This window comes from Sphingomonas daechungensis, from assembly GCF_014489495.1.
Classification (GTDB): domain Bacteria; phylum Pseudomonadota; class Alphaproteobacteria; order Sphingomonadales; family Sphingomonadaceae; genus Sphingomicrobium; species Sphingomicrobium daechungense.
In genome coordinates this window covers 1,048,141-1,062,500 of record NZ_CP060780.1, presented here as the reverse complement: position 1 = coordinate 1,062,500, position 14,360 = coordinate 1,048,141, and the positions used below count along the sequence as shown (strand labels likewise).

The following is a 14,360-nucleotide window of genomic DNA, read 5'->3' as shown; positions in this document are numbered from 1 at the left end:
GTTATTTGGACGATCAACCGTATCACCGACAAATTGACGCCTGTGTAATGCAAGCAGGCCTGTCGATGGTGGTGTGGATTCTCAAGCGTGAGGTAAGGGCAATTGGTGGATGCCTTGGCATACACAGGCGATGAAGGACGTGGCACGCTGCGATAAGCTGCGGTGAGGTGTGAGCAACCTTTGACCCGCAGATTTCCGAATGGGGAAACCCATCCTCACTATTTACTCTCAGTCGAGTTCATCTCGATTGGGGATAAATAGGAAGGATATCACTCTGCTGAATAAAATAGGCTTAGTGAAGCGAACCCGGTGAACTGAAACATCTCAGTAACCGGAGGAAAAGACATCAACCGAGATTCCGTAAGTAGTGGCGAGCGAAAGCGGACCAGGCCAGTGCCTGTTTGTTAGTTAGCAGAAGCTATTGGAAAGTAGCGCCATAGCGGGTGACAGCCCGTATGCGAAAACAATCAAACAGGACTCGAGTAGGGCGGGACACGTGTAATCCTGTCTGAACATGGGGGACCACCCTCCAAGCCTAAATACTCGTGTATGACCGATAGTGAACTAGTACCGTGAGGGAAAGGTGAAAAGCACCCCGATTAGGGGAGTGAAACAGTACCTGAAACCGGTTGCCTACAAGCAGTGGGAGGATCCTTGAGATCTGACCGCGTACCTCTTGCATAATGGGTCAGTGACTTAATGTATCAAGCAAGCTTAAGCCGTTAGGTGTAGGCGCAGCGAAAGCGAGTCTGAATAGGGCGATTTAGTTTGATGCATTAGACCCGAAACCCGGCGATCTAGGCATGACCAGAGTGAAGGTGCGGTAACACGCACTGGAGGCTCGAACCGATTACCGTTGAAAAGGTACCGGATGAGTTGTGTTTAGGGGTGAAAGGCCAATCAAGCCGGGAAATAGCTGGTTCTCCGCGAAAACTATTGAGGTAGTGCCTCGGATGTTTTCCTGTGGGGTAGAGCACTGGATGGGCTAGGGGGTCGCGAGATCTACCAAACCTAACCAAACTCCGAATACCACAGAGTATAGTCCGGGAGACAGACGGCGGGTGCTAAGGTCCGTCGTCAAAAGGGAAACAGCCCTAACCTACAGCTAAGGTCCCAAGTCATATCTAAGTGGGAAAGCATGTGGGAATCCCAAAACAACCAGGAGGTTGGCTTAGAAGCAGCCATCCTTTAAAGAAAGCGTAACAGCTCACTGGTCTAAATAAGGGTTCCTGCGGCGAAGATGTACCGGGGCTAAAGATATGCACCGAAGCTTAGGGTGTGCAGTTTACTGCACGCGGTAGCGGAGCGTTCCGTAGGCTGATGAAGCGGAAGGGTAACCGACCGTGGAGGTATCGGAAGTGCGAATGCTGACATGAGTAGCGATAAAGAGGGTGAGATGCCCTCTCGCCGAAAGACCAAGGGTTCCTGCTTAAAGCTAATCTGAGCAGGGTGAGCCGGCCCTAAGACGAGCCCGAAGGGGTAGTCGATGGGAATGCGGTTAATATTCCGCAGCCTGGTGGTGTGTGACGGATCCCGTAAATCGTCAGTCCTTATTGGATTGGTACTGGCGGTGAAGGGGTCCCAGGAAATAGCCCACCGTATAGACCGTACCCGAAACCGACACAGGTGGTCAGGTAGAGTATACCAAGGCGCTTGAGAGAAGGGTGTTGAAGGAACTCGGCAAATTGCCTCCGTACCTTCGGAAGAAGGAGGCCCTCATTGTGCGCAAGCATTTTGAGGGGCACAGGCCAGGGGGTAGCGACTGTTTAACAAAAACACAGGGCTCTGCTAAGTCGGCTTCAAGACGACGTATAGGGTCTGACGCCTGCCCGGTGCCTGAAGGTTAAGAGGAGGAGTGCAAGCTCCGAATTGAAGCCCAGGTAAACGGCGGCCGTAACTATAACGGTCCTAAGGTAGCGAAATTCCTTGTCGGGTAAGTTCCGACCTGCACGAATGGCGTAACGACTTCCCCACTGTCTCCAACACCTGCTCAGCGAAATTGAATTCTCCGTGAAGATGCGGAGTACCCGCGGTTAGACGGAAAGACCCCGTGCACCTTTACTGCAGCTTCAGAGTGGCTGTGGGAAACAATTGTGTAGAATAGGTGGGAGGCTTTGAAGCCCAGGCGCCAGCTTGGGTGGAGCCACCTGTGAAATACCACCCTGTTGTTTTCTACAGTCTAACCTCGCGCCGTTAGCCGGCGCAGGGACCCTCTGTGGCGGGTAGTTTGACTGGGGCGGTCGCCTCCTAAAGAGTAACGGAGGCGCGCGATGGTGGGCTCAGGACGGTTGGAAACCGTCTGTTAGAGTGCAATGGCATAAGCCCGCCTGACTGCGAGACTGACAAGTCGAGCAGAGACGAAAGTCGGTCATAGTGATCCGGTGGTCCCTCGTGGAAGGGCCATCGCTCAACGGATAAAAGGTACGCCGGGGATAACAGGCTGATAACCCCAAGAGCTCATATCGACGGGGTTGTTTGGCACCTCGATGTCGGCTCATCACATCCTGGGGCTGGAGCAGGTCCCAAGGGTTTGGCTGTTCGCCAATTAAAGTGGTACGTGAGCTGGGTTCAGAACGTCGCGAGACAGTTTGGTCCCTATCTGCCGTGGGCGTCGATATTTGAGAGGAGTTGACCCTAGTACGAGAGGACCGGGTTGAACATGCCTCTGGTGGACCTGTCGTGGCGCCAGCCGCGCAGCAGGGTAGCTATGCATGGACGGGATAACCGCTGAAAGCATCTAAGCGGGAAGCCTCCCTCAAGATAAGATATCTCAGGACGGTCGAAGACCACGACCTTGATAGGCCGGGTGTGGAAGTGCGGTAACGCATGGAGCTAACCGGTCCTAATTGTCCTATTCGCGCTTGATGGATCCACACCATCATCGACAGGCCTGCGAAGGCCGGTCGAACACAGCTGGATACATGCACGGTTTCTAGAACTTCCACGCACCGTCACCATAGCTTGGTGACCATAGCGTCCGTGACCCACCCGATCCCATCCCGAACTCGGCCGTGAAACCGGACAGCGCCGATGGTACTACTGCTTAAGCAGTGGAAGAGTAGGTCGTCGCCAGGCTTTGCTGGCGGTGTGCGGAAGTGACCCATTCATAATGTTATCAAGGCCGCTGGGGGCAATCGCCCGCGGCGGCTTTGTGCTTTTGAGCTACGCGTCGTCACGCACCAAGCGTGCCGTCGAGCGGCTCAGCAAAGTTGGCGCGGGGTGGAGCAGCCCGGTAGCTCGTCAGGCTCATAACCTGAAGGTCGTAGGTTCAAATCCTACCCCCGCAACCAACAGTTTCAACAGCTTACCCTTAGCAGGGGGCTCTGCCAAGATAGTCGTGTCCGCGCGGTGTCCGCGATACGGAGCCTCCACGGCTGTTAGTCTCGATCATCCATGCGGCGGCGATGTAGTTCGATCTCTCTCGCCTCTGCGCGATCTGCGCGCTGATCAGCTTTCGCCTTCAGCCGATACTCGGCCACGAAATATACCACGCCTAAAACTAGCAGAACCCAGCCTCGCACTTCCGCGACTGAGGTTTCGGTCGAAGCGTACTGCGGTTGAGAGAGAAACCAGAGGCCGGAGAGGATCAGCGCGACGGCGACTGTGCGGCCCTGCCAGCGGAACATTCGGATATTCTAGCGGGTGATACGAGGGCTGCAATGGTCAGCCACGACGGATCGCCTAGTGGCGGGTTTGGGTGGAAAGTTGCCATCAGCGCAGTGAGGGAGCTTCTTCGAAAGCCGCTACGAAATCGCTAACTGTGAACACGCGGCTGTATGCTTCAGCTGACGGTTTGCGGCCCAGCTCTGCCTCAAGCTGGAGAGCAATGTCTGCGATCTCCATTCCGTCGAGCCACAGATCTTCACTCAACCGATCTGTGAGCAAAATCGGACGCTTCTCCGTCTTGCGCTCCACAGCCCAACGACTGCTTGCTCTACGGTTTGCATAGGTTTGAATTGAACGCTTCGAGCAGCGTCTGCAATGGGTCGAAACCTGCCATTAGGGCTTTTCGGTGATCCCAATTGTGCAGTTAGCTGAGGGTCCGCTTGCGGACCGACCGGAGCGAGACGCAACGCTGCCAAAACACGCCATTGGCAGCCAAAGAATGCAGACGGCGATTTTGCCACTTGCCGAATAGGAAAAAAATAGACAGCTTCGACCGGCGAGAGAGAAAGACCTGCATTCAGGCACTTTTTTTAGCTACAGATCGTTTGACGCACCTCAGGGCCGAGAGCCAAAGATGTCCCCGGAGCGGGAAGTAGTGATATTCGGGTGAAGAGCCCCGTCATAGACTAGCTACCAGACTAGCGAACTCAGCAGCAGAACGAACTTTCCCTCGCATCCCTTCAATCAAGGGCGAGCTGTCCCGTCGTCTGGCGGGACCGGCTCCCCGCTAGTTCTGGAGACCCTGGGATGGCCACGCACTCGGCTGACCACGAATATCTATTGCCGCCGGAGGTCGCCGACCTCCTGCGTTGCAGCGACCGAACCCTGGCTCGGATGCGCGCCGAAGGAAGCGGGCCGCGATACCACAAAAGCAGAGGCAGGATTCTCTACCCACGCGCATTGGTACACGAGTGGGTTTCTCAAAACATCGTCACTCCGCCGAGAACATTCTCGTGAGGCGCCAAGGCGCACCGCAGCGGCAGCGAGGAGCGCACCTGGCGCCTCGGATCGCCGTGATAGAGGGGGTCTTTGTAGCACCCCCTCCAGAAATACATTGGAGGGTCCGTCTGATGGAGCTCCTGTATCGTGGTTTCGACGGGCTCGATCTCAGTCTCCAGGGGCAAATTAGCGCCGCCTTTTTGGAAGAGCTCGAGGCAGCGAAGGAGCACGCGCAAAAATCCAATGCGCCGACAGTGCTGTTCTGGAACGACCTAAAATTGGAGGTCAATGAAACCGGCTCGCGAGGAGGGTACGCCTTCACCGCGAGCACAGGCCATTAGGAGCCACTTGGTTCTTCAAGAAGCCCAATGCACGGGATCCCTGGGGCGTCCGGGTGTCATGCGCGTCTTTCAATCTCGCGCTGAACGGTCTCGGTGGCGCTCGCGCTCAGCTGTATGATACACTTAGGGCGCTTGAGGTTGATCTAGTCCCCGGCGGCGAGAGTCTCAGCCGTGTCGATTACGCGATGGACTTCTTAGCGCCTGAGTTCGTCCTCGTTCCAGAGCACTTCGTAATGCACTCCAACGCTGGTTGGGCCGAGCACTCTGAGCAGTTGCCCGAAGTAGTGGTTCACGGCCGCTCGGTTCGCGTAACATCCGTTACTGTCGGAAAGATGCCTGGTCGCCAAATCATCATCTACGACAAACGGGCTGACGTGATCGCGAAGCATAAGGTCGGCTGGTGGGAAATCTGGAACGCCTCAAGGGCGCGCTCGGGAGAACCTCCATTGAAGCAGGACGATCCGACCGAAAGCCGAATTTGGCGTGTCGAAGTCCGGGCTGGAAAGCATTACCTGAAGGAGCGCTGGAATATTCGCACATGGTCCGACTTAGACAATCGGCTCGGAGACATGTTTGCCGCTTCGATTGAGGCCATTCGCCACGCCCAGCCCACCAGAGACTCCAATCGGTCGAGGTGGCCGAACAGCGAGCTTTGGAACCGCGTAGTCGACGAAGTCCAAACAGACCTATTCGAAATGCGGCAGTGGGCGGACCCCGACTTGGTGAAGAGCGTCCAGAAGGACGCGCTAAACGACCTTCTGGCGCGCCAAATGCTTGGCCTGATGGTCAATCGCGCCGCGCTGCGGGGTGTGCAATTCCCCCAACTTCGTGCGTTCGCGCTCAGCATTGGCGACGAATTAGCGCGGGAAGTCTCGAACTCCCCGTCGCGCATCGGCGACAAACTCGCTCGGACGGTCAACCGATATGACCTTGGTATCTAGCTTATTGCTAGAGTCCGCTTTCGACCCATTCCTGCCATTAGCCTCGACCCCATTGCGGAGGCCTGATCCGAGCCATACGCTGGCGGCGTGACGATCTGGCCGAGGCGCTCCGCGATTTCCGACCAAAGGCTCATTGAAGCTGCGGAGATACTCGCTCGCACGTTGGGCCTGTCGGGAGATCATCAGATAGCGTGTCTTCGGGCCAATGGATTTGGCGAGGGTCAAGCTCATCGGTTGGCGGCGCTTCTACCAATCGCATTTAGCCGCCCAGTTCTCGAGGACTTGGGAGTTCGCACCTTCGTCAGGGAGGTGACGGCCACTGAGCCGGGCGGTGCAATGGTGAGGGCTGATCTAATGCGGCAGCTCGAATACGTTGCCGCGCTGAGATTTGCGCGCAAGCACCGCCGCAGGGCCTTGGTGGACCATGAAGTCTACAAGCGCGTTGCCGAAAGCAGCGCAGACATTGATGCTGCGAGCAACGCCCTAAATGGCGGCGCAGATTTACGTGGAGCGGCGATTGCTAGCTCGCTAGTCGGCGAGGCCATCGCTCAGCATCTTATTCGCTAAGGAATGGCAACTTTCCACCCATTCCTGCCGCTAGCCCTTGAGTTTCCTGCGGCGCTTCCTCTGCGTCCGTAGTGACCGCGAGACGCCCTCCGACGCGCTTCGGAGAGCATCGTCGTAGAGGTGCGCATATCGCTTCGTAGTTTGCGGAGTCGAATGCCCAAGGAGCTCGCCGACAACCATTAGCGATTGTCCGGATGATGCGACCAAACTGGCGAAGGTGTGACGCAAGTCGTGGAGCCGAACACTTTGAAGACCAGCAGACTTAGATACGGCAGCCCACGTTCGGCGAACGTCCTGTAACGCCCCACCGGTGCTGCCGGCAAACACTTGCTGGCCAGCAGACCCAGACCTGCGCTTGAGGATCGACGCCGCAGCAGAAGAATAGGGAACACGGTGCTCGCGGCGCTGTTTGGTTTCAGCGCTTGGTTTGGTCCAGACTTGATTGCCAAGGTCGAACTGGGACCAGGTGGCATTCAGTGCTTCGCTCTTTCGGCAGCCGGTCAGGAGCATGAATAGGATCGCGTCGGACGATGTTCGTTCAGAGTGCTTGTTGAGTGCGTCGATCAGCCGCCCAACCTCTTCCCGGTCAAGATAACGGTGTCTCTTCGGCTCCGGGTTTCTGCGCACGCCGGTCGCGGGATTGCGCTCGATCCAGCCCCACCTGATCGACAGGTTCAGAGCTTTCCTGAGGACCTCATTTACTCGATTTGCGCGGATCGGCCGCGTGTGGCTGATAGTGCGATGTAACGCGTCGCAGTCCTGCGGGCGCAGATCAGCAACCTTCTTTGCACCGAGCGCGGGAAGAATATCGTTCTTCCACATCCCGCGATCATCTGCCGCTGACCGAGGCGCCTTAGTCGGCAGGTGCTCTTCTTCGTATCGGACATATAACGCCCGAACTGTGGGCGCTTCCCTCTCCGCGATACGGCCGTCCAACGGGTCGAGGCCGATATCGACCTGGCGGCGTAGATGCTCGGCCTGCTTCCGAGCCGCGAGAGCGGACCAGGCTGGATATTGGCCTATCGTGATGCGGCGCTCCCGGCCCTTTATCCGATAGTTGAAGACAAACGAGCGAGCGCCACCAGCTGTGACCCGTAGCCCGTAGCCCGAAGCCCGACAGGCGACTGTCATAGGAAATCCGATTGCCTTGAACTGGCGGCTCGCATTCACGAACGAATCGATCATCCAATTTGCGCTGACTTCTCTGTGTCCGCGCTGTGTCCGTACTCAGCTGGCATATTGTTGACACTGAATGTCCGAAGTTGGCATCTCTTGGCATCAGGAAATCTCCGTATAATCAGCACGTTAGCCGAGTTTTGGAGCCTGATTCAAATAGTTGTGAAAACCGCTCGGATCAGGCTCATAACCTGAAGGTCGTAGGTTCAAATCCTACCCCCGCAACCAACACATCAGCCGCCTTCGGGCGGCTTTTTTTTGTGCCCGCGGCACGTGAAGTTTGGGCTGGCGTTTCTTACGTGACGACTTCCCTCCTGGAAGGATCGCCATGCCCGACCAATCCCGAAGATCGCACTCATCACCGGCGGCAGCCGCGGCCTTGGCCGCAACACCGCCGTCCACCTCGCCCGCGCCGGCGTCAATGTCGTGCTCACCTACCATTCGAACAATGCCGAAGCCGACGCAGCCGTTGCGGAAATCGTGGACCTCGGCCGGAAGGCGGTCGCCCTGCAGCTCGACACCGGCGACGCCGTCACCTTCGACGCATTCGCCTCTCAACTCCGTGAAGTGCTCAAGGAGAACTGGGACCGCGAGACGATCGACTATCTCGTCAACAACGCCGGCATCGGCCTTCACGTCCCCTTCGCCGAAGCAACGGAAGCGGACTTCGATCGGCTCACCAACATCCACTTCAAGGGCGTGTTCTTCCTGACGCAGAAGCTGCTGCCGTCGATTGTCGATGGCGGCAAGATCGTGAACTTGTCCTCCGGCCTCGCCCGCTTCGCCTATCCCGGCGCTTCGATCTACGGCTCGCTCAAGGGCGCCGTCGAAGTGCTGACGCGCTATCTTGCCAAGGAGCTCGGTCCGCGCCGCATCGCGGTAAATGCGATCGCGCCCGGCGCGATCGAGACCGACTTTGGAGGCGGGCGCGTCCGCGACAATCCAGAGATCAACAAGCAGGTCGCGGCCAACACGGCGATGGGCCGCGTCGGCCTGCCCGACGATGTCGGCGGTGCGATTACCGCTTTGCTCGTTGGAGAAACCGGCTGGGTGACCGGCCAAAGGATCGAGGTCTCCGGAGGCCAGGGCCTCTAGGTCACCTCAGCCGCTTGGTCACTTCGCAGCGGCCGGGTCCGGATGCGCGGCCTTCCATTCCATTGCCACCCGGACCCGCCGTTCGACGGAAGGGTGATCGTAGAACACGAACTCCTCGACCGCATTGGGTCGGGATAGCGATACTCGGCCGTTTTCACGAGCGCGCTGGCGAGGGCGTCCGGGCGGTTCTCCGTCTCCAGCGAATACATGTCGGCCTGCGTTTCCAGCGTCCGGCCGAACGTGTTGATGAAGGGCGACGCGGCGACGGCAAAAACCGAGATGAGGAAGAACAGCACCGGCACCCCGCGAGGGTCATCGATTTTGGCGTCCGACCCAAACGCCCGGGCAAAGCGCGGGTAGAGCTTTTCTGCGAGCCAGAAGAGCACCATCGCCAGGACCGCGAAGAACAGAATCCCCGACCAGGTATGCTTGAGGACGTAATGTCCGATCTCGTGACCGGTCACGGCCTTCACCTCATCGATCGAGGCACTCTTGAGCGCGACGTCGGAGATCGCGACCCGTGCCGTGCTCCCGACTCCGCCGGCATTGGCGGTGAAGTTGTTCGACTGGCGCGATCCGTCGAACATGAAGACCTTGTCCGGGGGATTTCGGCACGCTTGGCCATCTCCACGACCGTGTCGCGAACTTGGCCGGGCGGGACCGGCTCATATTTATTGAACAAGGGCTCGATCAGTACGGGCGAGAGCAGCATGACGAAGGCCATGACCGCCGCGGTCAGCGCGCCCGACCAGATCCACCAACGCTTTCCCGCGCGCCGGATCAGCCAGTAAACGCCGATCATGAAGGCAGCGAGGACGAGCGACGTAATTGCGGCCGAAAGCGCATTCTGCCCGAGCCAGTCGGCGAACGGCTGGCTGGTCCGCCCATAGCCGGTCTCGCGCCACCAATCGTCGTAGATCGTCCACGGCAGGCTGAGCACGCCCGAGACGATCAGGAAGATGAAGCTGAGCACGAACGCCCGTAGGTTCTGTCTTCGCTCCGGAAGTCGGCGGTCGATTGCGTCGAGGATCCCCCATCGAACGATCAGCCAGGTCACCACCGCCGACACGACGAGCGCCCAGAGCAGCATCCATTCCTTGCCGACGGTGTAGTCGTGCGCCTTCTGAAGCGCTGTGGGTCCGAGGCTGTCGATATATCGCGCCGTCGCCACGTTCGGGTCGAATGCCATGCTGCCTCCCCAGTTCGGAACGGCAACGTAACCTCACGACGTGCAAGCGCAATGGGAACGACTGCGAAGGCGTGGCGATTATCTACGAATGGCAAAAGCCTCGTCAGTCCCGGCACCCATGGAAGCCCTGCTCGCCGCGGAATTGCCCGAAGGCGAAGGCTGGCAGTACGAGCCGAAATGGGACGGCTTCCGGTGCATCGCGCGCCGAGACGGCGGGACTGTGGAAATGATCTCCCGGTCCGGCAAGCCACTCGGCCGCTATTTTCCCGAAGTGCTAGAAACGCTCGGGAAGGTCGCGGCCGACCGGTTCACACTCGACGGTGAGCTGATCATTCCGCTCCAGGACCGCCTCGACTTCGAGGCCCTGCAGATGCGGTTGCATCCCGCCGAAAGCCGGGTCCGCAAGCTTGCGCAGGAGACGCCGGCATTGTTGATGCTGTTCGACATCCTCGAAGCGGGAGGGAGGTCCGTTGACGACAACCCTCTCTCCGGACGGCGGCAGGCGCTCGAACGTTTCTTCAGGGTGAACGCGGTTGACGGTTTGCTGTTGTCCCCGGCGACGACCGATCGGGACGTCGCGGCGGGCTGGCTGAAGCGGAGCGGAGGGGCGTTGGACGGTGTCGTCGCGAAGCGCCTCGACCAACCCTACCGCTTCGGCGAGCGTGCGATGATCAAGGTGAAGCAGCTACGGACCGCGGACTGCGTCGTCGGTGGTTTCCGATACGCCGAAAAGAAGCACGAGGTCGGCTCCTTGCTGCTCGGCCTCTATGACGACGAGCGCTTGCTTCATCATGTGGGCTTCACGTCTGCAATTCCCGCCAAGGAGCGCCCCGAGCTGACCAGGACGCTGGAAGCACTGATCAAGCCGCCTGGATTCACGGGCAACGCGCCCGGTGGCCCAAGCCGATGGAGTACCGAGCGCAGCGGGCAGTGGGAGCCGCTGAAGCCGAAGCTGGTCGTCGAAGTCCGCTACGATCAGGTCACGGGACGGCGTTTCCGCCACGGCACCGCGCTGCTGCGCTGGCGGCCGGACAAGGCTCCCAAGCAGTGCACGTTCGAGCAGCTCGCGCCCGAGCTGCGGCCGTCCGAAATCGCGGAGCTATTCGGGTCGTGACCCAGGCGGACCTGTTCGCCGCTCCACTGATCGACGGTCTGGACTATCGGCCGGATTTCGTCACCCGGGACGAGGAAGCCGCGCTGTTGGCGGAGGTTGAGCGAATGGACCTCGCGCCATTCCGCTTCCACGGCTGGACCGGCAATCGGAAGACACAGAGCTTCGGCTGGCGCTACGATTTCGACGACGCCAGCTTTGCGCCGGCGGAACCCATCCCCGGGTGGTTGGAGCCGCTTTGTCAGGGAGCCGCAGCGTGGGCGGGTGCGGACATCGCCCACGCCCTGATCGCGCGATACGATCCTGGCGCCGGCATCGGGTGGCACAAGGATCGAAGCGTGTTCGACCGGGTCGTCGGCGTCTCGCTGGGATCACCGGCGATCCTCCGCTTCCGGCGAAGGACGGAGGATGGCTTCCTCCGTATCAACCTGCCGGTCGAGCCTCGTTCGGCTTATCGACTTTCCGGTGAAGCGCGCCACGAGTGGGAGCATCGGATCGTCCCCGGCGACCAGCTGCGCTTCTCCATCACGTTCCGAACCATGTCCGATATCGGCCGCGGGAAGGCCGCGGACGCTCAGCGCAGCTCGTAGCCGGAAAGGCATTCCGCGACCCAGCGCGCTGCGGTCAGCGCGCTGAGGTCGGTGGTATCGAGTGGCGGATCCCACTCGGTGAGGTCGATGACGCGCACTTTCCGCTGCGACGCCAGGTAACGCACTGCGTTGAAGAAATCGGCAACGGCCATCCCACCGGGTCGCGCACCCGGTGCACCCGGCAGTTGCGAGCGGTCGATGACGTCGATGTCGCAGTCGACGACGATCGCTTCGCAATGCTCGACATGGCTTAGCGCCCGCTCGATCGCGCGTGGGACGCCGTTGAGGCCGACTTCGCCAATCGTGATGACGAGATTGCCTGCGGCGACTGCGTCCTCATGCATCCGGCGACTGTTCGCGAACGCCGCGAGTCCGATTTGCGCGATATTCGCGCCGGGAAGCCCATCGTTGATCAAAGCGCGAACCGGGTTGCCGTTGCTCAATCCCTCGTGCGTGTCGCGCATGTCGAAATGGGCGTCGAGCGTGATGAGGCCGACTCTTTCCAGCGGCATTCCAAGCCCGAGAACGGCAGGACGGGTCACCGCATTGTTGCCGCCGACGACTAAGGTCAACTCGTGAAGCGCCGCGCTGAACTGCACGGCCTCGCGGATCGGTCCCGTCGCCTGCTCGATGGTCATTCCGGCGATCTCCACATCGCCGCGATCGACGATGCGGGTCGAGATTTCGCGCTTGGTCTCGATGTCGTACCGGCCGATTCTCCGAAGTGTCTCACGCAGTAAAGCTGGCGCAAGATCGCAGGAACCCGGCGTGACCGATCCGGCTGCGAGTGGCGCCCCCACGAGGCCAACGGGCGCGTTCGAATCCCGTGCCACGAGAAGCTCGGAAAGGTTGGGCCAGCCACGCATTCCTTTGCCGTAGCAAGAGCAGTCGCCTAAGGCGACGGCCATGTGGGACAGCCTCCTTGTCGACTGCCGTATCGCCACCATGGAGCCCTTGCCGGGCAACCCGCTGGGTCTGATCGAAAATGGCGCCATCGCGATTCAGGACGGCCGGATCCTCCGTGTCGGCAAGCGCACCGAGCTGGCCGGTTTCAGGGCGAAGGAGGTCGTCGCGCTCGGCGGCGCCTGGGTCACCCCGGGCCTTGTTGATTGCCACACGCACCTGATCTTCGGCGGCACCCGTGCGGACGAGCATGCCATGCGCCGCGCCGGAGCGACCTACGAGGAAATCGCCAAGGCCGGAGGCGGAATCGCCTCGACGGTCAAGGCGACGCATGCCGCCTCCACCGATCAGCTTCTGGCGTCTGCGGCGTATCGCCTCGACGCGCTGATCAAGGGCGGCGTCACGACGGTGGAAATCAAGTCGGGTTATGCGCTCGACGTTGAAGGCGAAATCCGCCTGCTTCGCTGCACCGCGGCCTTAGCCGCCAGCGAGGCGGTGCGCATCGTCCCGACGTTGCTGGCGCTCCATGCCCTTCCGCCCGAGTACAGGGATCGACGTGACGACTATGTCGCAATGATCGCGGACAAGCTGATCCGCGCGCGGCCCGCGAAAGGCTGGCAACGAGCGTCGATGCCTTCTGCGAAAGCATCGCTTTCACTCCGCAGGAGGTCGAACGCATATTCAATGCGGCGCGCGCCAACGGCTTGCCGGTGCGGCTTCACGCCGAACAATTGTCGAACCAGAACGGCGCCGCGCTCGCCGCCAGCTACAAGGCACTGTCCGCCGATCACCTCGAGCATCTCGACGATGCGGGCGCCAAGGCGATGGCCAAGGCTGGAACGGTGGCCGTGCTCTTGCCCGGCGCCTTCTATGCGCTTCAGGAAACGAGGAAGCCGCCGGTGGCGGTTCTGCGCAAGCACAAGGTGCCGATTGCAATCGCGACCGATTGCAACCCGGGAACTTCCCCGATGCTGTCGCCCACGCTGACGATGAATATGGCTTGCACCTTGTTCGGCCTGACGCCGGAGGAGGCCGTGGCGGGTATGACGATCAACGCGGCTCGTGCGCTCGGCCTGGCTCATGAGGTCGGGAGTATTGCCGCGGGGAAAGCCGCGGATCTCTGCGTCTGGCGGATCGAAAATCTCTCGGAACTCGGCTACTGGATCGGGTTACCGGGACCCGAGCGTCGGATGTTCGGGGGACAGATGCCTAGGCTTCTCGCCGTGATCATTGCCCTAACCGCCTGGGTGGGGCTTGGCATCCAATTCTACGCAACATTCGGCACTTCCGGTTCGGTGCTCGAGACGCTCTGGATCATCCTGCGCTTCTTTACGATCACGACGAACCTGATCGTCGCCGTCACCATGACGGCTGTCGCGCTCGACCGGCGCGTGTCTTCCTTCATCCATGCCGGCGTGACCCTGGCGATCGGGCTCGTCGGCGTCGTTTATGTGACCCTTCTTCGCGGCCTCCTGCAACTCGAAGGCGCGGCGCTGATCGCGGATACGATCCTGCACTATGCGGTGCCGATCATGACGGTTCTTTACTGGATCGCGATCGCGCCGAAGTACGGCCTGCGTTGGCAGCACTCCTTGCTTTGGAGCCTCTATCCGCTCGCTTATTTTGCTTACGCCATCGTGCGTGGATCGATCGATGGGCGCTATCCCTATCCGTTCATGAATCTTGCCGAGCTGGGCCCGGCGCGGACCGCGTTGAACGCAGTAGGGTTGGCCATCGCTTTCGTGATCGCTGGCGTGTTGATGGTGGCATTCAGCCGCCTCGCCGGCCGTAATCGAGGCCGGCCCTTGGGCTAAGCCGACGGAACCGCTAGAGCGGCGGCGA

13 protein-coding genes, 1 tRNA gene, 2 rRNA genes and 1 pseudogene are annotated in these 14,360 nt (G+C 60.1%); 12 read left to right on the top strand and 5 right to left on the bottom strand.

Annotation, left to right across the window (positions count from 1 at the left end):
* Positions 1-82: 82 nt before the first annotated feature.
* The 3 genes from H9L15_RS05620 (at position 83) to H9L15_RS05610 (ending at position 3,290) form a co-directional block, all read left to right on the top strand.
* Positions 83-2,866: ribosomal RNA gene (locus H9L15_RS05620) — 23S ribosomal RNA — on the top strand.
* A 94-nt stretch (positions 2,867-2,960) separates the two neighbouring features.
* Positions 2,961-3,075, top strand: a 5S ribosomal RNA gene (gene rrf, locus H9L15_RS05615).
* 138 nt (positions 3,076-3,213) lie between these two features.
* Positions 3,214-3,290 (top strand) — tRNA-Met (locus H9L15_RS05610).
* Between the two features lie 87 nt (positions 3,291-3,377).
* Here the strand turns inward: H9L15_RS05610 and H9L15_RS05605 are convergent.
* Positions 3,378-3,626, bottom strand: a complete 249-nt coding sequence (locus H9L15_RS05605) for a hypothetical protein (RefSeq protein ID WP_187715469.1) — start codon at positions 3,624-3,626, stop codon at positions 3,378-3,380.
* Positions 3,627-4,413: 787 nt separating this feature from the next.
* On the opposite strand from H9L15_RS05605, the gene H9L15_RS20205 reads away from it, so the two are divergent.
* The 4 genes from H9L15_RS20205 (at position 4,414) to H9L15_RS05580 (ending at position 6,454) form a co-directional block, all read left to right on the top strand.
* The gene (locus tag H9L15_RS20205; RefSeq protein WP_187715467.1) at positions 4,414-4,623 is read left to right on the top strand and encodes a helix-turn-helix transcriptional regulator; all 210 of its coding nucleotides are present in this window, start codon (positions 4,414-4,416) and stop codon (positions 4,621-4,623) included.
* A 113-nt stretch (positions 4,624-4,736) separates the two neighbouring features.
* Complete coding sequence (locus tag H9L15_RS05590) at positions 4,737-4,946, top strand: hypothetical protein (protein WP_187715466.1); 210 nt, start codon at positions 4,737-4,739, stop codon at positions 4,944-4,946.
* Between the two features lie 332 nt (positions 4,947-5,278).
* On the top strand, positions 5,279-5,887 hold the full coding sequence (locus tag H9L15_RS05585) for a hypothetical protein (RefSeq protein ID WP_187715465.1): 609 nt from the start codon (positions 5,279-5,281) through the stop codon (positions 5,885-5,887).
* 354 nt (positions 5,888-6,241) lie between these two features.
* Positions 6,242-6,454 (top strand): hypothetical protein, encoded by a 213-nt coding sequence (locus H9L15_RS05580; protein ID WP_187715464.1) that lies wholly within the window; start codon positions 6,242-6,244, stop codon positions 6,452-6,454.
* Positions 6,455-6,484: 30 nt separating this feature from the next.
* Here H9L15_RS05580 and H9L15_RS05575 read toward each other — a convergent pair whose 3' ends face one another.
* Entirely contained in the window at positions 6,485-7,639 is a 1,155-nt protein-coding gene (locus tag H9L15_RS05575) for a tyrosine-type recombinase/integrase (protein WP_223276542.1), read from the bottom strand.
* Between the two features lie 330 nt (positions 7,640-7,969).
* Between H9L15_RS05575 and H9L15_RS05570 the strand changes: the two genes are divergently transcribed.
* Positions 7,970-8,725, top strand: coding sequence for an SDR family NAD(P)-dependent oxidoreductase (locus tag H9L15_RS05570; protein WP_187715803.1), 756 nt, complete (start codon positions 7,970-7,972; stop codon positions 8,723-8,725).
* On the opposite strand, the gene H9L15_RS17155 is transcribed toward H9L15_RS05570, so the two are convergent.
* Together H9L15_RS17155 and H9L15_RS17150 are read right to left on the bottom strand one after the other, a co-directional pair.
* On the bottom strand, positions 8,722-9,312 hold the full coding sequence (locus H9L15_RS17155) for a M48 family metalloprotease (protein WP_223276541.1): 591 nt from the start codon (positions 9,310-9,312) through the stop codon (positions 8,722-8,724). The genes H9L15_RS05570 and H9L15_RS17155 overlap by 4 nt on opposite strands.
* Complete coding sequence (locus tag H9L15_RS17150) at positions 9,195-9,914, bottom strand: M48 family metalloprotease (protein ID WP_223276540.1); 720 nt, start codon at positions 9,912-9,914, stop codon at positions 9,195-9,197. The genes H9L15_RS17155 and H9L15_RS17150 overlap by 118 nt, the downstream gene beginning before the upstream one ends.
* An 88-nt stretch (positions 9,915-10,002) precedes the next feature.
* Between H9L15_RS17150 and H9L15_RS05560 the strand changes: the two genes are divergently transcribed.
* Positions 10,003-11,028 (top strand): ATP-dependent DNA ligase, encoded by a 1,026-nt coding sequence (locus tag H9L15_RS05560; protein ID WP_187715463.1) that lies wholly within the window; start codon positions 10,003-10,005, stop codon positions 11,026-11,028.
* Positions 11,025-11,615: an alpha-ketoglutarate-dependent dioxygenase AlkB gene (locus H9L15_RS05555; RefSeq protein WP_223276539.1), complete on the top strand. Its 591-nt coding sequence runs from the start codon at positions 11,025-11,027 to the stop codon at positions 11,613-11,615. The genes H9L15_RS05560 and H9L15_RS05555 overlap by 4 nt, the downstream gene beginning before the upstream one ends.
* On the opposite strand, the gene H9L15_RS05550 is transcribed toward H9L15_RS05555, so the two are convergent.
* Positions 11,600-12,523, bottom strand: a complete 924-nt coding sequence (locus H9L15_RS05550; RefSeq protein ID WP_187715462.1) for an arginase family protein — start codon at positions 12,521-12,523, stop codon at positions 11,600-11,602. The two genes, H9L15_RS05555 and H9L15_RS05550, sit on opposite strands and share 16 nt — an antisense overlap.
* Here H9L15_RS05550 and hutI point away from each other — a divergent pair.
* Together hutI and H9L15_RS05540 are read left to right on the top strand one after the other, a co-directional pair.
* Positions 12,522-13,720 (top strand): annotated as a pseudogene (gene hutI, locus H9L15_RS05545) (imidazolonepropionase); the annotation flags it as partial. The gene H9L15_RS05550 and the pseudogene hutI sit on opposite strands and share 2 nt — an antisense overlap.
* Positions 13,709-14,332 (top strand): Pr6Pr family membrane protein, encoded by a 624-nt coding sequence (locus H9L15_RS05540; RefSeq protein ID WP_187715801.1) that lies wholly within the window; start codon positions 13,709-13,711, stop codon positions 14,330-14,332. The pseudogene hutI and the gene H9L15_RS05540, both read left to right, overlap by 12 nt.
* Positions 14,333-14,360 lie beyond the last annotated feature (28 nt).